This is a genomic window from Mycobacterium bourgelatii (genome assembly GCF_010723575.1).
GTDB classification, from domain to species: domain Bacteria; phylum Actinomycetota; class Actinomycetes; order Mycobacteriales; family Mycobacteriaceae; genus Mycobacterium; species Mycobacterium bourgelatii.
The window spans coordinates 5,198,576-5,218,991 of the sequence record NZ_BLKZ01000001.1; the positions used below are offsets into that span (position 1 = coordinate 5,198,576).

Consider the following 20,416-nt stretch of genomic DNA (forward strand, 5'->3'; position numbering starts at 1 on the left):
CGTAGCGGGCTCGACCCCTGGCGTGGTTCTGCTGCGCGCGAGTCACAGGAGTCACTTGCGTCTCTGTTCCGGGCGGGTGGCTTCGTGCCCGGCTTGTAGCGACAACAGCGACCGCACCAGGCCGAAATCACCCGGGTCACATGCATCTCCGGTGCGGGGGCCAACTCGCCGAACTCACGCGAATTCCTTTGCCGCCTCCCGCAACGCAAGCACTCGCTGATGAATTCGATGTTCAGTACCGCGCGGTATGCACCCTGGCCCGTATCGACCGCGCTTTAGCCGCCGCACCCGGTCTCGTCCCGCCTCCCAACGCAAAGCGTCAGAAATGGCCTTGGATGGCCTGCCGCGAACGCTGAAGCCGTAATACGTCAGCACATCGATCATTTCCGCGACGGTCGCCGGCCCATGCAGCGCCAGGTGCAACGTAAGCACGTAACGAAGCTCGATCCCTCGTAGTTGTCTGGTCATGTCAAGACATTCGCATAGGGGTCTGACATGGACTTGAACCATTGCTGCACAATCGATCTGACGGTTGGCAGTAACACGCACTTGTCGCTACAAGCCGGGCACGAAGCCACCCGCCCGGAACAGAGACGCAAGTGACGAATGTGACTCACCCCCAAGCGACACTGCCAAGCACGCACTTGTCGCTACAAGCCGGGCACGAAGCCACCCGCCCGGAACAGAGACGCAAGTGACGAATGTGACTCATCGCAAACCGACCACCGCCAGCATGCACTTGTCGCTACAAGCCGGGCACGAGCCCACCCGCCCGGAACGGAGACGCAAGTGGCAGACGTGACTCAGTCGCAAAGGGACAGCACGATGCCATCCAAGATGTCGTGCTCGCTGACGATCAGCTCATCGATGCCCGCCCTGGCACGCAGTTCACGAGCCAACTCCTCGACAACGATTGCACCGCCACCGATTACGTCCACCCGGCCCTCGTGCATCGGCCCCAGGGCGGCACGTTCGGCCCGAGTCATGCCGATCAATCCCTCGCAGACCGCCGTCAGCCTATCGCCCGACACCCGCGAAAGGTGAATGGCGGCAGAGTCATACACAGGCATCTCATGTGCCAATGCAGACAAGGTAGTCATCGTCCCGGCCAAGCCCACCCAGGTCCGGGCCTCCTCGACAGGCACCACTTGCAGTGCGGCATCGAGCTTTTCACGCACCACGCCCCGCGCCGCGGCCACCTCATCCGACGTGGGCGGATCAGAGTGTAGACAGCGCTCGGTCAACCGGACACAGCCGATATCGGCCGAGTAGCTCGCCACGACCTCGTCACCCGACTTGCCGAGCACGATCTCCGTGGACCCGCCACCCAAGTCGACAACCACGAAAGGAGCTTCGGCACTGTCCAATTCACCCACAGCACCACGAAACGACAACCGCGCTTCCTCGGCGCCGGTGATCACTTCGGCCACCGAGCCGGGAATCACCGCGCCCAGCACCTCTGCCGTCATCGCAAAGAAAACATCGCGATTGGCCACATCGCGTGCGGCGGAAGTCGCGACCATCCGCACCCGTTCAACACCGTGCGTCCGCAACAACCTCGCGTAGTCACTCAGCGCAGCCCTGGTTCGTTCAATCGCGGCGTCGGCGAACTCGCCCGTCGCATCAACTCCCTGCCCCAGCCGCACAATTCGCATTTCCCGGTGCACATCGCGCAGGACGCCGTCGGCGACGTCGGCAATAAGCAACCGCAGCGAATTCGTCCCGCAGTCAATACCGGCGAGTCGCTTGGCCTTCTCAGCCATCTCGGCGCCACTCCCCCGTCAGCATCGCGGCCGTCGAAGGTTCTGCGGCCAAGAGCGCCACCGCCTCGTCACCAAGAGGGTTCACCCCGGGCCCCTTGGCCAGCGAATGCGCGATCAACACGTGCAGGCACTTGACCCGATCGGGCATCCCACCGGCCGACACCCCGGTCCCCAGCGGCTCGATCGCATCCCGCTCCGCCAAGTACGACTCGTGCGCCCGCCGATAAGCGGCGGCCAACTCGGGATCCCTCCCTAAGCGCTCGGTCATCTCACGCATGAGGCCGGTGGTCTCCAATCTGCTCGCCGCCGACGTCAGAGCCGGATGCGTCAGGTAGTACAACGTCGGAAACGGTGTGCCGTCAGGAAGTCTCGGTGCGGTCTTCACCACTCCCGGTGCGCCGTCGGGGCACCGGTAAGCGACGGAAAGCACTCCGCGAGGCGCGCGGCCGAGCTGATGAGCCACCGCCTCCAGGTCGGCGGGATCAACCACCGGGCGTCGTCGGGTTGGCGGGCACCGATCCGCCCGGCACCGTTTCCCCCGGCCCCAAATCCGGTCCACCCGGCTCGGGCGCGGGGGGCGTCGGCGTAACGGCGGCGGGAGGAAGGTGCGGCGTATCGGCAATGGTGTGCCACAGGGCGGTGTACCAGGGGTCGTTCTTGGTCGGTGCCGGCTCCTCCGCCCCTGGCGCCCGCGACGGGGAAACCTGCGGTAGCTGAACCTGAATCGGAATGTCCCCAGGCTTGACGAATCCCAGACGCTCACGAGCCTGCGCCGCAATGTATGCCGGGTCGGACAACTGGCCCTTGCGCTGCTCCAGATCGGCAATCTGGCTGCGCAGCGCGGCTTCGGTGGCCGCCAGTTGCTCCATCTCGGTGCGCTGCGCGAAATATGTGCGCACCGGCCCGGCGATGGTCAACGTGAGCACGCAGACCACCGCGGCCAGCACCGCCGCTCGTCGGGCCGTGAATCCCAGCCGCTGCTCCGACCGCTGCTCCAGCGATTCGCTGATCGACCGCTTGATCGGTTCAACGACATGCTCCTGCACGCTTTGGGCGCCATTGCGGCTCGCGCGGGGCGCCGGCGAGGGTTTGTTGAAGCGACGGCCGCGACCCGAGTCGCCAGCCTTCCCCGGCCGCGAGGCCGGGCCGCGACGTTTCGGGTCGGACTTGGGCGCCAAGCTATTTCAGCCTATTTCGGGTCCGGCGTGTAGCGCGGAAAAGCCAGGTCTCCGGCGTAGCGAGCCGCGTCGCCCAGCGCCTGTTCGATCCGCAACAGCTGGTTGTACTTGGCGACGCGTTCACTGCGGGCCGGCGCACCGGTCTTGATCTGTCCGCTGCCGACGGCCACCGCCAGATCGGCAATCGTCGTGTCCTCCGTCTCACCACTGCGGTGGCTCATCATCGTGCGGTACCCGCTGTGGTGCGCCAGCGCAACCGCATCGAGCGTCTCGGTCAGCGTCCCGATCTGATTAACCTTGACCAGCAACGCATTTGCCGCACCCCGGTCGATACCTTCCTCGAGGCGTTCGGGATTGGTGACGAACAGGTCGTCGCCGACGATTTGCACCCGGTCCCCGATTGCAGCCGTCAAAGAGACCCAGCCGTCCCAATCATCCTCGGACAGCGGGTCTTCGATGGACACCAGCGGGTAGGAGCCCAGCAGGCCGGCGTAGAACTCGGTCAGTTGCTCGGCCGTTTGTACCGAGCCCTCGAAGCGGTAACCGGTGCCGTCGGTGTAGAACTCGGTGGCCGCGACGTCCAAGGCCAGCGCGATGTCGGAACCGGGCTTCAACCCCGCAGACTCGATGGCCCGCAAAATCAGATCCAGCGCGGCGGTCGTGCCCGCCACGTCCGGAGCGAAGCCGCCCTCGTCACCCAGCCCGGTGGACAGCCCCTCCTTCTTCAACACCGACTTGAGCGAGTGGTACACCTCGGCACCCCAGCGCAGCGACTCGGCGAAGTTGGGCGCCCCGATCGGCGCGATCATGAACTCTTGGACGTCGACTCCGGTGTCGGCGTGGGCGCCGCCGTTGAGGATGTTCAGCATGGGCACCGGCAGGATGTGGGCGTTCGGCCCGCCGACGTAGCGGAACAGCGGCAACTCCGCGGAATCCGCCGCAGCCCTGGCCACCGCCAACGAGACGCCCAGGATCGCGTTGGCCCCCAGCCTGGACTTGTCCGGCGTGCCGTCGAGGTCGACCAGCGCCTGGTCGACCAGTCGCTGGTCGTCGGCGTTGAGCCCGATCACCGCCGGGCCGATCTCGTCGAGCACGGCCTGTACGGCCTTCTTGACGCCTTTGCCGCCGTAACGGTCACCGCCGTCGCGCAGCTCGACGGCTTCGTGTTCGCCGGTCGACGCACCCGAAGGCACGGCGGCACGCGCGAATGTTCCGTCGATCAGCGCCACCTCGACCTCGACCGTCGGGTTGCCGCGGGAATCGAGAATCTCGCGGGCCCCGACTTGCTCGATAATCGGCACTGGGTTCTCCTTTACCTTCTAGCTGCGTCCTAGTTGCTGGCGGCCCCCGGGCTGCCCTTAGCGCTTTAGCGCCTTAGCGTAAAGCCTTGGTAGCGATCTATCCTTCTACAGCGGATGACCCGCCGCATAGGCGGTCGCCCAGTCCCGCACCGCTCGCGCGTAAACGCCGGAGTTGTTATAGGCCTTCAGCGCGGTGATCCACCCCCGCGGCGTCGAGAGATCCTTTCCGCGCCAACATAAATAACCCGCAGCCGACAGGGCGGCGTCATCGATGTTGTCCGGGTCTGCGACGCCGTCGTTGTTGGCATCAACCCCGTATAGGCGCCATGTCTCAGAGATGAACTGCATGGGCCCTTTCGCCCGTTCGAGGGCCTCCTCGCCCGCCAGTTCGCTCGCCTCGGTATCCACGATCCGGAGATTTCCCCCCGTGCCATCGAGGCGTACCCCTCTGATCGGGGGCGTCACCTTCCCATCCGGCGCGATCGTTGCCCCTCGGTAGGTGCCGTTGTGGCTCTCAACCATCCCAATGCCTGCCAGGGTGGTCCACGCCAGATGACACTTCGGGTTCTCCACCTCGGCGACCCGCGCGGCATAGGCGTAGGCCTCCAGGGCCACGACCGGCATCTCCAAGGCAGGAGCGCGCAGCTCCGCCCACTCCCGCAACTGATCGGCGGGCCTACCCGCGGCGTAGGTGTCAACCGGAGGCACCGGATCGCCGGGAGGAGGCGGCACACCTTCGGGAATGAAGAGGCTGAGCTGCCAGGTGCAACTAGACGCCAGCAGCATCGCGGTAGCCCCAATCACGGCGACCGCGCGTAACCAACGTCTCGGCGACAAAACACTCCCCTGTACCAGCTCGAGTCCTGCCATCGTCCCATGAGCGCGAAGTTCCCCCGGGTGAATACGGCCCGCGCCACCCAGAAATCTCACGAATTTCAAACAATTACCGATTTGCTGCCAGCAAACTCGGCAATTGCATTGACACGGTTAACCAGCGGGAAAATATCCTCCGCAAACATCGACATGATTCCTAGCGGCGACCTTTGCGCTTTTTCGACCCGCCGCGAGACTCTTTGCGGGCTTCCGCAGCTTCCGGGCTTTCCGGCGCTTCGGCGACATCTTCGGTGACCGCAGCGCCCTCGACCCCCGCCCCTTCGTCCAAGCGTTCAGCAACCACTGACGGCCAATGGGCAAGCCACTCCTCGGGAGCAATGGCGCCCAGTGGGGTCACATCCAACTCCTCTGCGACGCTGTCGCCGCGGCGCGCGGCGGCAATGGCCGCCTCCGCCGCACGTAACGTCTCGGCGAAGTCCAAAACCGCTGTCCGCAGCGTGTTTTCCGCATCGACATCGGCCGACACCGAAATCGAGGTGATCTCTTCAGGTATCAACTCGGCGGGCAGTCCCGCCTGCTCTACCCGCTGAATTACCTTCTGCGCCAACGCCAATGCCGGCTGACCGGTGTGCACGTCATCCAATACCGAGTGATGCGCCTTGCGCGACCTCTCCAGCGCCTTGGCTTCCTCCCACTGCGCCAGCTGGTCCTGCAACGAAATATTCTCGCCCGCAAGGACTCCCGGCACGCGGTTGGCGAGTTTGCGGATCAGGGTGTCAGCGACATCGTCGACACTGAACGGCGACTGCGCGGCGTCCTCGGCGATGCGCGAATGGAAAAGCACCTGAAGCAATAGGTCGCCGAGCTCTTCCCGCAGCTGGTCGACATTGCCGCTGTGAACGGCGTCCAACAACTCGTAGGTTTCCTCCAGCAAATACCTACGTAAGGAGTCGTGGGTTTGTTCGCTTTCCCACGGTCCGTTGGTGCGCAACTTGTCCATCATCGCCACCGCATCGAGCACGCGTTCGCCGCGCTGGGGGCTGGGCGCCGAGATCAATCGAGCTCCGGCGGCCAAGCGGGCCACCACGGCCGGGTGGTCAGGATCGGAGGACAGCAATACCGGCGCATCCTCGCCCATATGCACCGGATGCGCGTCGGGCAGCGACCACGGAACCGCGATCGGCATTTCCTCGGTGTATTGCACCGGCCCGCTGAGCAGCTCGATGGCGTCGACGGGCACCAGCGAGGGGCGGCGTGGGTCGACCAAGACGACGATCATCGCTTGCCCACTATTCACTGGATGCTTTCGTCATACCAATATCCTGCTGCGGTTTACCGGCCAGCGCCGTCAGCAAATCGGCAACCATCTGCACCAGTTCGACGTCACGGATGCGCGGAGCGCCAATTCCGCCGGCAGCACGCGGGATGGGAACCTGCACGGTAGCGGTGGTGGCCCGGTAGTTCGCGCCCGGATAGATCCGTTTGAGCCGCACTTGGGCCGAATCGGGCAGATTCATCGGCGCCAGGCGCACCGTCGCCGCTGACGGGGCCGACACCTCGGTGACGCCGGCGGCCCGGCACAGCAGCCGCAGCCGAGCCACCGCGACCAAGCGTCGGGCGGGTTCCGGCAATGCGCCGTAACGGTCGATCAGCTCATCGACCACGGCGCCGACGGCCGCGTCGTCCTGGGCTGCGGCCAGGCGCCGGTAGGCCTCGAGCCGCAACCGGTCGCTCGCGATGTAGTCCGGCGGCAGGTGCGCGTCGACGGGCAGATCGATCCGCACATCCTTGGGCTCTTGCGGACTGCTCACCACCTCGCCGTCCGCGGCCGCCCGGTACGCCTCCACCGCCTCACCGACCAGCCGCACATAAAGGTCGAACCCGACCCCGGCGACGTGCCCGGACTGCTCGACGCCCAGCACGTTGCCGGCGCCGCGGATCTCGAGGTCCTTCAGCGCCACGGCCATGCCCGCGCCCAATTCGTTGTTCTGCGCGATGGTCGCCAACCGGTCGTAGGCGGTCTCGGTCAGGGGGGTGTGCGGCGGATAGAGGAAGTAGGCGTACCCGCGTTCGCGGCTGCGGCCGACTCGCCCGCGCAGCTGATGTAGCTGCGACAGGCCGAAGGTGTCGGCGCGCTCGACGATCAAGGTGTTGGCGTTGGAGATGTCCAACCCGGTTTCCACGATGGTGGTGCAGACCAGGATGTCGTAGTCCCGGTTCCAGAATCCCTGCACGGTGCGTTCCAGCAGCTCTTCCGGCATCTGCCCGTGGGCGACGACGATCCGCGCCTCCGGCACCAGTTCGCGCAGCCGGGCGGCCGCCCGGTCGATCGAACTGACCCGGTTGTGCACATAAAAGGCCTGCCCCTCGCGGAGCAGCTCGCGCCGCAGCGCCGCCGCGACCTGCTTGTCGTCGTGGGGGCCCACGTAGGTCAGCACCGGGTAGCGCTCTTCGGGTGGCGTCAGGATGGTCGACATCTCACGGATGCCTGCCAGGCTCATCTCCAAGGTGCGCGGGATCGGCGTCGCGCTCATGGTCAGCACGTCGACGTGGGTGCGCATCGACTTGATGTGCTCCTTGTGTTCGACGCCAAAGCGCTGTTCCTCATCGACGATGACCAGGCCCAGGTCCTTCCAGCGCACACCGGTCTGCAGCAGCCGGTGCGTGCCGATCACGACATCCACCGTCCCCTCGGCCAACCCCTCGATGACCGCGCGCGACTCGGCCGGGTCGGTGAATCGGGACAGTCCCTTGACGGTCACCGGGAACTCCGCCATCCGGTCGCTGAAGGTCTGTAGGTGCTGGTCGGCCAACAAGGTCGTCGGCACCAGCACCGCGACCTGCTTTCCGTCCTGAACCGCCTTGAACGCCGCCCGCACCGCGATCTCGGTCTTGCCGTAGCCGACGTCGCCGCAGATCACGCGGTCCATCGGGATCGGCTTCTCCATGTCGGCCTTGACCTCTTGGATCGCGGTGAGCTGGTCGACGGTCTCGGTGAAGCCGAACGCGTCCTCCATCTCGGCCTGCCACGGGGTGTCCGGAGCGAACGCATGTCCGGCGCTGGCCTGACGTTTTGCGTACAACGCCACCAGCTCACCGGCGATCTCGCGCACGGCGCGGCGCGCCTTGGTCTTGGTGTTGGCCCAGTCGCTGCCGCCCAGCTTGCTCAGCGCGGGCGCCTGGCCGCCGACGTACCGCGACAGCTGATCCAGCGAATCCATCGGGACGTACAACTTGTCGGAGCCGCCGCCACGCTTGGATGACGCGTACTCGAGCACCAGATACTCGCGCCGGGCGCCGCCGACGGTCCGTTCGACCATCTCCACGAAGCGGCCGATGCCGTGCTGATCGTGCACCACCAGGTCGCCGGCGGTGAGCGCCAGCGGGTCGACGGTGTTGCGACGCTTGGCCGCCAGCCGCTTGCCTTCCGCGTTCGTCGTCCTGCTGCCGGTGAGGTCGCTCTCGGTGATGACGACGAGGTTGGCCCCGGGAATGACGACACCTTCGTGCAGCGGGCCCTTGAGCACGCCGACGACACCTGGTTTGGGCTTGGCGCCCGGCTCCAACAACCCAGCGGGGGTGTCGGACTCGGCCAGTCGCTCGACCACGCGATGCGCGGTCCCGGTGCCGGGCGCGACCACCACGCCATAGGCGCCGCCCGCGACATGGGCGCGCAGCATGGCGAAAATTTCGTCGATGTCCCGTTGATGCCCGCGGGCCGACGGCGCCGCCCGGATGTCCAGTTCGACGGCCGACTCGTCGGAAAGCTGACTCAAGGTCCACCAGGGATGGTTGCCCCGGGCCGCAGCGGCGCGGACCTCGTCGAGTTCGGCAAAGCCAGAGCCGCCCAGTTGCTCGATGTCGACGGGCGCACCGCCGCCGATCGCGGCGACCGACCAGGACGCTTCGAGGAATTCCCGGCCGGTCTTGATCAGGTCGGCGGCGCGGGTACGGACCTTTTCCGGGTCGCACACCAGCACTGGCGTCCGGTCGGCAAGCTGGTCGGTGAGCAGCGCCTGAGCGCTGGGCCGAAGCACCGGAAGCAACGCCTCCATGCCGTCGACCGGGATCCCCTCGGCGATCTTGGCCAGCATGTCGGAGACGCTGCCGGTCACCACATCGCCGACCACCGGATGGTCGGCGGCCAGTTCGGCTGCCCGTGCCCGCACCTCGTCGGTAAGCAGCATTTCCCGGCAGGCGACGGCGATCACGGTGTCGACGTCGAGCTCGGGAATCGAGCGCTGGTCGGCGACCGAGAACATCCGCATCTCGGTGATCTCGTCACCCCAGAACTCGATGCGCACCGGATGTTCCGCAGTCGGGGGAAAGACGTCCAGAATCCCACCGCGAACGGCAAATTCGCCGCGCCGGCCCACCATGTCCACTCGGGTGTAGGCCAGTTCGACTAGACGCGCGATCAGCTCCTCGAAGTCGATCTCCAAGCCGACGGTCAGGGCGATCGGCTCCATCAGGCCCAGCTGCGGCGACATGGGCTGCAACAGCGAGCGCACGGCCGTCACCACCACCCGCAGCGGCGGGCCCAGCCTGGTGTCGTCGGGGTGGGCCAGCCGCCGCAGGACCATCAGCCGGGTCCCCACGGTGTCCACGCCCGGCGAGAGCCGCTCGTGCGGCAGGGTCTCCCACGATGGGAACACCGCCACCGCCTCGCCGAAGGCGCCCCGTAGTTCGGCGGCGAGGTCGTCGGCTTCTCGCCCGGTGGCGGTGACCACCAACAGCGGGCCTTGCTGAGCCAGTGCTCCGGCCACGAAAAGGCGTGCGCTGGCAGGGCCTACCAGAGCCAATTCGTCGGGTCGATCGGAGGCGCGCTCGATCAGATGCTGAAAGGTGGGCGCGGAGAGCGCCAAGTCGAGGAGCCCCGCGATCGGGGTATCTGGGCTAGCAGCCCCCGGTGCGGTCATGATTCGCCCATTCTAAGGGCGCTGATTGTGCCGCTTCCGAGCCCGGCGCAGCCGACCAGCCCGCGGGCTCGCCTGCAACCGGGCCCCTACCGTGAGCTACCAGGGCATCGTCGCCCACGAGTAGAAGGCGCCGTTGCCGACGTCATGGACGCCGTAGGAGTCCCAGTAGTACTCGTGGCAGACACCGCCATCCCACGGGACGGGCCGACCCGCCGGGTTGGGGTCACCCGGACACCAGGTCGTGCACGCCTGCAGGCGGGGGCAGTTGCCTTGATCGGCCGTCGCGGACGGTGCGGCCACTATGGCCGCCGTTGCGATTCCTGCCGCGACGAGGGGGAAGATGCGTCGTACTCGGTTCATGTTGGTTCCTCCGGTGCTGTCTATCCCGTCCGGACCGCCTGCCTAGCAGGTAACTGCCGCCGGACTGCTACCGATCACAACACCGTGCGCTTGCGTTCTTCTTGCGCGCTCGGCGCTCGAAGGGGTTACTCGTCCTGCAAGCGCGGATCGGCTTCCAGATGAGTCAGGCCGTTCCACATCAGGTTGACCAGGTGCGCGGCAACCACTTCTTTTTTGGGTTCGCGGGTGTCGAGCCACCATTGCGCGGTCATCGACACCGAACCCACCAGCGCCTGGGCATAGAGAGGAGCCAGGTCGGGATCCAGTCCCCGGCGGGCGAAGTCGCCGGCCAGGATGGATGCGACCTGGCTGACGGCGTCGTTGAGCAGGCTGGAGTAGGTCCCGGAACTGATCGAGGCCGGCGAGTCCCGAATCATGATGCGGAAACCGTCGGTGCGTTCCTCGACGTAGGTGAGCAAAGCCAGCGCGACGCGTTCTACCCGCACCCGGGACCGGTTGTTGGTCAGCGAGGACGTGATGCCGTCCAGCAGGGCGGACATCTCCCGGTCCACCACCACGGCGTAGAGGCCTTCCTTGCCGCCGAAATGCTCGTAGACGACCGGCTTGGACACGTTGGCACGTTGCGCGATCTCTTCGATCGAGGTGCCGTCGTAGCCGCGTTCGGCGAACAGGGATCGCGCGATGCCGATGAGTTGGTGTCGGCGTTCGCTGCCGGTCATCCTGGCGCGCGGAGCCCGAATTTCCTTTTCCGGACCCTTGAGCGGCTCAGCCACGGCACCAGCGTATGCCGGTGATCGGATCGCCGTCTCACATCCCGCCGGGTGTCACCATCTGAGCCTGTAATTTCGCAGGTCCCCACTCGAACATTCCCTGCAGGATTACAGGCTCGTGACGTCGCGTTAGTACGTCAGGACGCTTCGCCGGCGGCCGGCCGGGTGATTGGACCGGACCCAATTGTCGGACTCCTCCTCCGGCCGCACGCGGCCCGCATCGTCGTCCGACCGGACCCAATTGTCGGACTCCTCCTCCGGCCGCACGCGGCCCGCATCGTCGTCCGACCGGACCCAATTGTCGGACTCCTCCTCCGGCCGCACGCGGCCCGCATCGTCGTCCGACCGGACCCAATTGTCGGACTCCTCCTCCGGCCGCACGCGGCCCGCATCGTCGTCCGACTAAAGTCTCATGGTGAAGCGCAGGCTCTCAGCAGCCCGCCGCTCACAATCCGTCGTGGTGTAATCGGCAGCACCTCTGATTTTGGTTCAGATAGTTCAGGTTCGAGTCCTGGCGACGGAGCACGCTTTTTGCCGCGAGCGTGCATGAAATGTCAGGCTGGACGGCGTGTCGTCGAGCGGACACGCACGCTCGCGGTCAAGAGAGGAAGACATGGCGTTTCGTGGTGACACCGCAGTCCTGGTGTTAGCGGCCGGCCCCGGCACCCGAATGCGGTCAGACACCCCGAAGGTCCTGCACACCCTGGGCGGGCGCAGCATGCTGTCGCACTCTCTGCACGCGATGACCAAGCTCGCGCCGCAGCACCTGGTGGTGGTTTTGGGCCACGACCACGAGCGCATTTCCCCGCTGGTCAGCGAGCTGGCCGAAAAGCTGGGACGCACGATCGACGTGGCGCTACAGGACAAGCCGCTGGGCACCGGGCACGCGGTGCTGTGCGGGTTGTCCGCGCTGCCCAGTGACTACTCCGGCATCGTGGTGGTGGCCGCCGGCGACACACCGCTGCTGGATGCCGACACCCTGGCCGACCTGATCGCCACCCACAGCGCCGCCTCGGCGGCGGTCACGGTGCTGACCACCACCCTCGACGATCCCTACGGTTACGGCCGCATCCTGCGCACGCAGGACAACGAAGTGATGGCGATCGTCGAGCAGACCGACGCCACCCCCTCGCAGCGCGAGATCCGCGAGGTCAACACCGGCGTCTACGCCTTCGACATCGCCCCGCTGCGCTCCGCGCTGGGCCAGCTGAGCTCCAACAACGCCCAGCAGGAGCTCTACCTCACCGACGTCGTCGCGATCCTGCGCCGCGATGGCCACGCCGTCCACGCCAGCCACCTCGACGACAGCGCGGTGGTGGCCGGAGTCAACAACCGCGTCCAACTCGCCGAATTGGGCGCCGAGCTGAATCGACGCATCGTGTCCACCCACCAGCTGGCCGGTGTCACCGTGATCGATCCCGCTACGACCTGGATCGACGTAGACGTCACCATCGGCCGCGACACCGTCATCTACCCGGGCACCCAACTGCTGGGCAAGACCCAGATCGGCGGTCGCTGTGAGATCGGTCCGGACACCACCCTGACCGACGTCACCGTCGGCGACAACGCCACCATTTGCCGCACCCACGGCGCATCGGCGTCGATCGGCGACGGCGCCACAGTGGGCCCGTTCACCTTTGTGCGGCCCGGGACGGTGTTGGGCGCCGAGGCCAAGCTGGGCGCGTTCGTCGAGACCAAGAACTCCACGATCGGCACCGGCACCAAGGTGCCGCACCTGACCTACGTCGGCGACGCCGACATCGGCGAGCACAGCAACATCGGCGCCTCCAGCGTCTTCGTCAACTACGACGGCGTGAACAAGAGCCGCACCAAGATCGGCTCCCATGTGCGGACCGGCTCGGACACCATGTTCGTGGCTCCGGTGTCCGTCGGGGACGGCGCCTACACGGGCGCCGGAACCGTGGTCCGCGAGGACGTCCCACCGGGAGCGTTGGCCATATCCGCAGGTCCGCAGCGCAATATCGAGAAGTGGGTCCAGCGCAAGCGACCGGGCACCCCGTCCGCGCGGGCGGCCGAGGAGGCTGAGCAGCAACCCGGCCCGGACCAGACACCGTGACCGGGTTTTGAGCAAACCCCGCTACGATAGGGCCTGCTTTCACCAATTCAATCCCTTTTTTGATTCCTTATCTCCCCTGATATCGCGAGGGCAGCACGTTGAGCCACGACTGGACTGACAACCGCAAAAACCTGATGCTGTTCAGCGGCCGCGCTCACCCTGAGCTCGCCGAACAGGTCGCCAAAGAACTCAACGTCCACGTCACCGCACAGACGGCTCGCGAGTTCGCCAACGGCGAGATCTTCGTCCGCTTCCACGAGTCGGTCCGTGGCTGCGATGCCTTCGTCCTGCAGTCGTCCCCGTGGCCGGTCAACCGTTGGTTGATGGAACAGCTGATCATGATCGACGCGCTGAAACGCGGCAGCGCCAAACGGATCACCGCGGTCATGCCGTTCTATCCCTACGCTCGCCAGGACAAGAAGCACCGCGGGCGCGAGCCGATCTCGGCCCGACTGGTCGCAGACCTGCTCAAGACTGCCGGCGCGGACCGGATCGTGACCGTCGACCTGCACACCGACCAGATCCAGGGGTTCTTCGACGGGCCCGTCGACCACATGCGCGGGCAGAACCTGCTGACCGGCTACATCCGAGACAATTACCCCGACAGCAACATGGTCGTGGTCTCGCCCGATTCCGGCCGCGTGCGCATCGCCGAAAAGTGGGCAGACTCCCTGGGCGGCGTCCCGCTGGCCTTCATCCACAAGACTCGGGACCCGCGGGTGCCCAATCAGGTGGTATCCAACCGCGTCGTCGGCGAGGTCGCCGGCCGGACCTGCGTTCTGATCGACGACATGATCGACACCGGCGGCACCATCGCCGGCGCTGTTCAGCTACTGCACAATGACGGAGCCAGCGACGTGATCATCGCGGCGACGCACGGGGTGCTGTCCGATCCGGCGGCAGAGCGGTTAGCCGCCTGTGGCGCCCGGGAAGTGATCGTCACGAACACGCTGCCGATCAGCGAAGAAAAGCGGTTCCCTCAGCTCACCGTCTTGTCCATTGCCCCGCTGCTGGCCAGCACGATTCGGGCCGTCTTCGAAAACGGGTCCGTCACCGGACTTTTCGACGGAGACGCATAGATGGCTGCCAGCCAGGGCAAAACGGTCATCTACCACAACCCGAAATGCAGCACGTCCCGCAAGACCTTGGACTTGTTGCGGGACAACGGCATAGAGCCCACGGTGGTGCAGTATCTGAAGACGCCGCCGTCCCGGGACGAACTCGAAGTCATGATCCGCGACGCCGGCATCGACGTGCGGACCGCAGTTCGCAAACGCGAATCCCTCTACACCGAACTCAATTTGGCCGACGCAACCGATGACGAGTTGCTCGATGCGATGGCCGAACACCCCATCCTGATCGAGCGACCATTCGTCGTCACGCCGAAGGGCACGCGGCTGGCGAGGCCGATCGACACAGTACGCGAGATTCTGTGAGAACACGGGCTTTAGCACGCATCTCCGCCGCTGCAGCTTTGACCGTCCTGACCGGCTCCGCCGTGGCCTGCGGGCCGAAAGTTCCCGACTACCAGACGATCTTGACGCCCAGCTCGCAGACCAGCGCGCCTACGACGACCGAAAAGCCCGTCCCCCTGTCGAAGTATCTGGAAGGCATCGGTGTCGGCGGGCATCAAGTGGCGCCCGACTCGCTGCCCGGCCTGACGGTGTCCATTCCGACGCCTCCGGGCTGGGAACGGTTTACCAATCCGAACATCCCACCGGAAACGGTGTTGATCTCGAAGGGCCGCAAGTATCCGACGGCAAGGCTGGTCGTCTTCACGATGACCGGAACATTCGACCCGGCCGAAGTCGCCAGACACGGCAACGCCGATGCGTACCTATTCGAAAACTTCAGGAAACTCGACGAGTCTTCCGCGGACTTCAATGGTTTTCCGTCGTCGATGCTGCAGGGCAGTTACGACCTCGATGGCCAGCGCCTGCATACCTGGAACCGGATCGTGATCCCCACCAGCCCGGGGCCGGCGCAAGAGAAGTTCCTGGTTCAGCTGACCATCACCAGCCTCGCCGCCCAGGCGGCGCCGGAGGCGGCGGACATCGAGACGATCATTCGCGGATTCGTAGTCGCCCGTAAGTAGTCCGGCGGAACGGGCATCAACAGAGCTCGTGGTGTTGAGCGCGATTGCCGCCCAACCGCTTCGCCTCGTACATCGCGGCGTCCGCGGTGGCGATCAACTTGTCGAGCAGTGGCTGGTGTTCGCTGGGAACGGTGTCATCAAGACGAGCACAAGCGGTGCCGATGCTGGCGGTGACCCCGGCGGCTGAGGCCGCGATCGTACGGCACATCTGACCCGCCAACGGCACAGCGTTGCAACCCGCCGAAGTGCCGGCGAGAATAAATTCCTCGCCGCCGGTACGCGCGACGACCGCCCGATCACCCGCGGCGGCCAGCAGCGACTGCGCAACCTGGACGAGGGCGTTGTCGCCGGCGGCGTGGCCGCGCAAGTCGTTGAGCCCTTTAAAGTCGTCCAGATCGATCAGCAACACCACCATGTGAGAGTCGATACCCCGACGGGCCAGCATCATCCCCAGCGCGTTGCGCTGAAAGGACCGGCGGTTGAGCAGCCCGGTCAACGGATCGCGGTCGGCGCGCAGCAGATCACCCGCCAAGGCGCGGACCAGGACCGCGATCGCCAGCGGCAGGGCGATGTTGACCTCGACCACCAGCCATAGGTCCACCCCAGCCAAGGAGGGGTGCCCCGCTGCGGCCAGCCGTGCGGCTTCGTAGCTTGCGACGACGGCCGCAACCGTGAAGTTGTACAGCACAAATCCGGCGTTGTGAAAGAACGCGATGTACGCGCCGAACGTGGCAAACGCGGTACACCCGATCAGCGAGGCCAGTGGGTCCTGGTGCGCCAGACACGCCAACGCGACGGCGAGGTTGCACAACCCTGCGAAGAGCACCGACTGCATGCGGCTTGGCCAACGCCAAATCCACAGCAAGGCCCCGACCACTCCCAACGCGACCGCGATCCAGGTCATGGTGACCCCCACCGTGCCGCGCGGACCGTCTGAGCCGATGAGGAGGACGAGCAAACACAACACCATCGAGCCGGCAATGGCCGCGATCACGGCGCGAGTGATGCCGCTCACACCCCGTGCCCCGAGGTATCCGGAAAGCCAGTCGTACTGATCGGGCCGCCACCATCGGCGGAGCATCTCGATCAATGTTTGGCTCCCCGTCGCTACCACAGATTCTCGCCGTTACTTAGACACACAAATCGTGGCACATCGCTGCTTTTGTCGGTCGGCGCCCGCGCGCAATTCATAGCAATCCAAAGATTTGCGCATGGGCGCAGCTCGGCGCCCAGGACTTGCGCAGCGACGACTGGCGTCAGACGTGCCGACCTGCCTCCTGGACCAACTGCACCCGTGAGTCTAAGCCGAGTTTCGCGGAAACGTGGGTTAAGTGACTCTGCACGGTGCGGGGCGAGATGAAAAGACGAGCGCCTCCGCGTGTTGGCTCATGGTAGCCAGCATCGGCCTCGCAACCTACGCAATACATCGGCGAAACCGCGCGGTTTCGGGTCGACGGCTGCGCGCAATTGCGCGGTCGGTGCGCGCAAATATGCGCGCTGCGGCGGATCTTTCCGGACGCCGACCTCCGGATAGTCAAGAACATGACGATCCAAACAGCGCTCGATTACCCCAGCGTCTTTGATGGCGCACTGCCGGTCATCGCCTACGACCAACTCACCGACCCAGCAGAAGCGCACCGCGTCATCGCCGAGACGCGCGCCGTCTCTCCAATCGCCCTCGGCCTCTACGGACCCGAAGTGCTGACCTACGACCTGGTCCGAGCGGTGCTGCGCGACAGCCGCTTCGTCACCGCGCAGGGGTTGGGACTCAGCGTGCAAGGAATCACTTCGGGCCCCCTGTGGGACAGGGCAACGAGTAACATCCTCGGGTTGGACGGCGCGGCTCATCACCGGCTGCGGCGCCTGGTGTCGAAGGCTTTTGCACCCCGCGCCGCAGAACGGCTCCGGGGCTTGATCGTCGACGTCATCACCGGCTTGGTCGAACCCTTCACCGCCGTCGGGCACTGCGACCTCGTCGCCGACATCGCCCGCCGCTACCCCACACCGGTCATCTGCGCGCTACTCGGCGCGCCGCCACAGGACTGGCAGCTGTTCTCCGATTGGACCGATGCGATCAAGAAGGTCTTCGAAACCAATGTCGTCGAGGACACTCCGGAGATCTTGGCGGCGTGGCATGCACTGGACGCCTATATAGAGGAATTGATCGCGCGCCGACGGGTGTCCCTGTCCGATGACCTGATCTCCGACCTCATCCGCGCCGAAGACGACGGTGACCGCCTCACTCACGACGAACTGCTCATGCTGTGCGGCACCCTGCTCGGCGCCGGCACCGACACCACCCGCAACCAACTCGCCGCGGCGATACACGTGTTGTGCGCGCACCCGGCCCAGTGGGACCTGCTCGCCCGCAGCCCCGAACTGGCGATCGATGCGGTGCATGAGCTAATGCGTTATTTTCCAATCATTTTCGGCACCATCCGGCAGGCCGCCGAGGACGTCGAACTCGCCGGGGTCCGCATCCCGGCGGGCACCATCGTGCTCGCCAACACCGCCGCCGCCAACCGCGACCCGAAGGTCTTCGAAGACCCGGACCGGTTCGACATCACCCGGACCAACCCCGGGGCCATCATGAATTTCGGCGGCGGCGTGCACTACTGCCTCGGTGCTCATCTGGCGCGGTTGGAATTGACCGAGGCGCTTCGCGTCATCACCGCCCGCATGCCCAAGGCCCGCCAGACCGGCCCGGCCCCGTGGAAGTCCATGGCCGGCATCACCGGGCCCACCACCCTTCCGTTGGCGTTCGACAAGTCGTGAGAAGCGGCTATCTACAGTTAGGTACCGTGACGGGATGGACGGCAGCTGATCTTCCTTCGTTCGCCGGGCGCACGGTGATCATCACCGGCGCCAACAGCGGCCTGGGCGCGGTGACGGCCCGCGAGTTGGCCGGCCGCGGCGCCGCAATCATCATGGCCGTCCGCAACACCGACAAGGGTGAGGACGTCGCGCGCCAGATGAGCGGGCATGTCGAGGTACGCCGACTCGATCTGCAGGATCTGTCGTCCGTGCGGTCGTTCGCCGAAGGTATGGACGGGGCCGACGTGCTGATCAACAACGCCGGCATCATGGCCGCCCCGTACGCGCTGACCACCGACGGTTTCGAAAGCCAGATCGGCACGAACCACCTCGGCCACTTCGCGCTGACCAACCTGCTGGTGCCCAAACTCACCGATCGGGTGGTGACGGTCTCGTCGATGGCGCACTGGCCGGGCCGGATCGCCCTCGACGACCTCAATTGGCAGACCCGACGGTATTCGCCCTGGTTGGCCTACAGCCAGTCGAAGCTGGCGAACCTGCTGTTCACCAGCGAGTTGCAGCGCGGCTCGAGGCGGCCGGGTCGCCGCTGCGGGCGCTGGCCGCACACCCGGGCTACTCGCACACCAACCTGCAAGGGGCTTCCGGGCGCAAGTTCGGCGACGCGGTGGTCTCGGCCGCCACCCGCATCATGGCCACCGACGCCGACTTCGGCGCCCGTCAGACGCTGTACGCGGCCTCCCAGGACCTCCCGGGCAACACCTACGTCGGCCCCCGATTCGGCTATCTCGGCCGCACCCAGGCCGTGGGGCGGAGCCGGGGGGCACGCGACGCGACGACCGCCGCCGCCCTTTGGGCGCTCTCGGAGCGGCTCACCGACACCAGATTTCCGCTCTGAGGTGCGAGTTGTCGGGCAGCGCCGGTCGCGCGAATTTTTCCTCTGAGGTGCACATGCGCTAACCTGGCCAGGCGTCACGGCGAGGGTGCATCAGCTTTACCAGCACCGTTATCGACGGAGACCGACAGTTCGTCGCGATCCTGGCCGTGCCCCGACAGACACACAGGAGCGACACATGGCTAAGTCCGCAGTCAACCAGCTGAGCGTCAAGGTACGTACCGAGACGGGCAAGGGCGCGTCCCGGCGCGCACGGCGCGACGGCAAGATTCCCGCCGTTCTCTACGGCCACGGCTCCGACCCGCAGCACCTTGAGCTGCCCGGACACGACTTTGCAGCCGTGCTGCGGCACGCGGGCACCAATGCCATCCTGACCCTCGACATCGAGGGCAAGGAGCAGTTGGCGTTGACCAAGGCCATCGACATTCACCCGATCCGGCGCACCATCCAGCACGCCGACCTGTTGGTCGTGCGTCGCGGCGAGAAGGTCACCGTCGAGGTCAGCGTCGTCATCGAGGGCGAGGCCGGTCCCGACACCCTGGTCACGCAGGAAACCAACGCGATCGAGATCGAGGCCGAAGCGCTGTCGATTCCCGAACAGTTGACCGTGTCCATCGAGGGCGCCGAGCCGGGCACCCAGTTCGCCGCCGGCCAGATCCCGCTGCCCAAGGGCGTCACCCTTGTTTCCGACCCCGAACTGCTGGTGGTCAACGTGGTGAACGCCCCGACCGCCGCGGACCTCGCGGAAGAGGTCGAAGGCGAAGAGGCCGCTGCCGCAGGCGAAGAGGCCGCCGCCGAGGCCGGCGAAGCCGAGGCCTCCGGCGAGTCCGAATAGGGGGGTTGGCGCATGGCCGAGCCGCTCCTGCTGGTCGGCCTGGGCAATCCCGGCGAAACCTACGCCCGCACCCGACACAACCTCGGGTTCGTCGTCGCCGACATCCTCGCCGCGCGCCTGGGTGCGAAGTTCAAGGCGCACAAGCGTTCTGGCGCTGAGGTGGTCACCGGACGACTGGGCGGGCGTTCGGTGGTGCTGGCCAAACCGCGCTGCTACATGAACGAGTCCGGCCGCCAGGTCGGTCCGCTGGCGAAGTTCTACTCGGTGCCGCCCGCCGACATCGTCGTCATCCAGGACGAGCTTGACCTGGAGTTCGGCCGCATCCGGCTCAAGTTCGGCGGCGGGGAAGGCGGCCACAACGGGGTGCGCTCGGTCGCGGCGGCGTTGGGCACCAAGGACTTTCAACGGGTTCGCATCGGCATCGGCCGCCCGCCCGGGCGCAAGGATCCCGCGGCATTCGTGCTGGAGAACTTCACCGCCGCCGAACGCGCAGAGGTCCCGACGATCTGCGAGCAGGCCGCCGACGCCACCGAGTTGCTCGTCGAGGTGGGACTGGAACCGGCGCAGAACATTGTGCACGCCTGGTAAACCGGTAATCACTCCGCGCGACTAGACGC

Annotated in this window: 18 protein-coding genes, 1 tRNA gene and 2 pseudogenes; 9 read left to right on the plus strand and 12 right to left on the minus strand. The window is 66.1% G+C overall.

What is annotated here, in order from left to right; translation table 11 throughout:
• Positions 1–174: 174 nt before the first annotated feature.
• From G6N68_RS22140 to G6N68_RS22185, 10 genes are all read right to left on the minus strand, one after another.
• Complete coding sequence (locus G6N68_RS22140; protein WP_163716967.1) at positions 175–468, minus strand: hypothetical protein; 294 nt, start codon at positions 466–468, stop codon at positions 175–177.
• Between the two features lie 335 nt (positions 469–803).
• The gene (locus G6N68_RS22145; RefSeq protein ID WP_163716970.1) at positions 804–1,763 is read right to left on the minus strand and encodes a Ppx/GppA phosphatase family protein; all 960 of its coding nucleotides are present in this window, start codon (positions 1,761–1,763) and stop codon (positions 804–806) included.
• The gene (locus G6N68_RS22150; protein WP_163716974.1) at positions 1,756–2,253 is read right to left on the minus strand and encodes a DUF501 domain-containing protein; all 498 of its coding nucleotides are present in this window, start codon (positions 2,251–2,253) and stop codon (positions 1,756–1,758) included. The genes G6N68_RS22145 and G6N68_RS22150 overlap by 8 nt, the downstream gene beginning before the upstream one ends.
• Entirely contained in the window at positions 2,246–2,941 is a 696-nt protein-coding gene (locus G6N68_RS22155; protein ID WP_163716978.1) for an FtsB family cell division protein, read from the minus strand. Before G6N68_RS22155 ends, G6N68_RS22150 begins: the two co-directional genes overlap by 8 nt.
• A gap of 11 nt (positions 2,942–2,952) precedes the next feature.
• Complete coding sequence (eno, locus tag G6N68_RS22160) at positions 2,953–4,242, minus strand: phosphopyruvate hydratase (protein WP_163716980.1); 1,290 nt, start codon at positions 4,240–4,242, stop codon at positions 2,953–2,955.
• Between the two features lie 105 nt (positions 4,243–4,347).
• Positions 4,348–5,079, minus strand: coding sequence for a lytic transglycosylase domain-containing protein (locus G6N68_RS22165; RefSeq protein ID WP_163718865.1), 732 nt, complete (start codon positions 5,077–5,079; stop codon positions 4,348–4,350).
• Positions 5,080–5,272: 193 nt separating this feature from the next.
• Positions 5,273–6,355: a nucleoside triphosphate pyrophosphohydrolase gene (locus G6N68_RS22170; RefSeq protein ID WP_163716983.1), complete on the minus strand. Its 1,083-nt coding sequence runs from the start codon at positions 6,353–6,355 to the stop codon at positions 5,273–5,275.
• Between the two features lie 10 nt (positions 6,356–6,365).
• A complete protein-coding gene (mfd, locus tag G6N68_RS22175) occupies positions 6,366–9,995 on the minus strand; it encodes a transcription-repair coupling factor (protein ID WP_163716986.1) in 3,630 nt (1,209 codons plus the stop codon).
• Between the two features lie 96 nt (positions 9,996–10,091).
• Positions 10,092–10,355, minus strand: coding sequence for a hypothetical protein (locus G6N68_RS22180; RefSeq protein WP_163716989.1), 264 nt, complete (start codon positions 10,353–10,355; stop codon positions 10,092–10,094).
• 125 nt (positions 10,356–10,480) lie between these two features.
• The gene (locus tag G6N68_RS22185; protein ID WP_069418729.1) at positions 10,481–11,074 is read right to left on the minus strand and encodes a TetR/AcrR family transcriptional regulator; all 594 of its coding nucleotides are present in this window, start codon (positions 11,072–11,074) and stop codon (positions 10,481–10,483) included.
• Positions 11,075–11,576: 502 nt separating this feature from the next.
• Here G6N68_RS22185 and G6N68_RS22190 point away from each other — a divergent pair.
• From G6N68_RS22190 to G6N68_RS22210, 5 genes are all read left to right on the plus strand, one after another.
• Positions 11,577–11,648 (plus strand) — tRNA-Gln (locus G6N68_RS22190).
• A 90-nt stretch (positions 11,649–11,738) separates the two neighbouring features.
• Positions 11,739–13,202, plus strand: coding sequence for a bifunctional UDP-N-acetylglucosamine diphosphorylase/glucosamine-1-phosphate N-acetyltransferase GlmU (gene glmU, locus G6N68_RS22195; RefSeq protein ID WP_163716992.1), 1,464 nt, complete (start codon positions 11,739–11,741; stop codon positions 13,200–13,202).
• A 98-nt stretch (positions 13,203–13,300) separates the two neighbouring features.
• Positions 13,301–14,281 carry a ribose-phosphate diphosphokinase gene (locus tag G6N68_RS22200; protein WP_163716995.1) on the plus strand — a complete coding sequence of 327 codons (981 nt, stop codon included), beginning with the start codon at positions 13,301–13,303 and terminating at the stop codon, positions 14,279–14,281.
• Positions 14,282–14,638: an arsenate reductase (glutaredoxin) gene (arsC, locus tag G6N68_RS22205; protein WP_163716998.1), complete on the plus strand. Its 357-nt coding sequence runs from the start codon at positions 14,282–14,284 to the stop codon at positions 14,636–14,638.
• Positions 14,635–15,297 carry an LpqN/LpqT family lipoprotein gene (locus tag G6N68_RS22210; protein ID WP_205351408.1) on the plus strand — a complete coding sequence of 221 codons (663 nt, stop codon included), beginning with the start codon at positions 14,635–14,637 and terminating at the stop codon, positions 15,295–15,297. Before arsC ends, G6N68_RS22210 begins: the two co-directional genes overlap by 4 nt.
• Before the next feature lie 16 nt (positions 15,298–15,313).
• On the opposite strand, the gene G6N68_RS22215 is transcribed toward G6N68_RS22210, so the two are convergent.
• Both G6N68_RS22215 and G6N68_RS32240 read right to left on the minus strand, forming a co-directional pair.
• Entirely contained in the window at positions 15,314–16,378 is a 1,065-nt protein-coding gene (locus G6N68_RS22215) for a GGDEF domain-containing protein (protein WP_163718867.1), read from the minus strand.
• Between the two features lie 175 nt (positions 16,379–16,553).
• Positions 16,554–16,670 (minus strand): annotated as a pseudogene (locus G6N68_RS32240) (LuxR C-terminal-related transcriptional regulator); the annotation flags it as partial.
• Positions 16,671–16,839: 169 nt separating this feature from the next.
• On the opposite strand from G6N68_RS32240, the gene G6N68_RS22225 reads away from it, so the two are divergent.
• From G6N68_RS22225 to pth, 4 genes and pseudogenes are all read left to right on the plus strand, one after another.
• On the plus strand, positions 16,840–18,072 hold the full coding sequence (locus G6N68_RS22225; RefSeq protein WP_163717001.1) for a cytochrome P450: 1,233 nt from the start codon (positions 16,840–16,842) through the stop codon (positions 18,070–18,072).
• 26 nt (positions 18,073–18,098) lie between these two features.
• Positions 18,099–18,967, plus strand: a pseudogene (locus G6N68_RS22230) (oxidoreductase).
• Positions 18,968–19,142: 175 nt separating this feature from the next.
• Complete coding sequence (locus G6N68_RS22235; RefSeq protein WP_163717004.1) at positions 19,143–19,799, plus strand: 50S ribosomal protein L25/general stress protein Ctc; 657 nt, start codon at positions 19,143–19,145, stop codon at positions 19,797–19,799.
• A 12-nt stretch (positions 19,800–19,811) separates the two neighbouring features.
• The gene (gene pth / locus G6N68_RS22240; protein WP_163717007.1) at positions 19,812–20,387 is read left to right on the plus strand and encodes an aminoacyl-tRNA hydrolase; all 576 of its coding nucleotides are present in this window, start codon (positions 19,812–19,814) and stop codon (positions 20,385–20,387) included.
• Positions 20,388–20,416 lie beyond the last annotated feature (29 nt).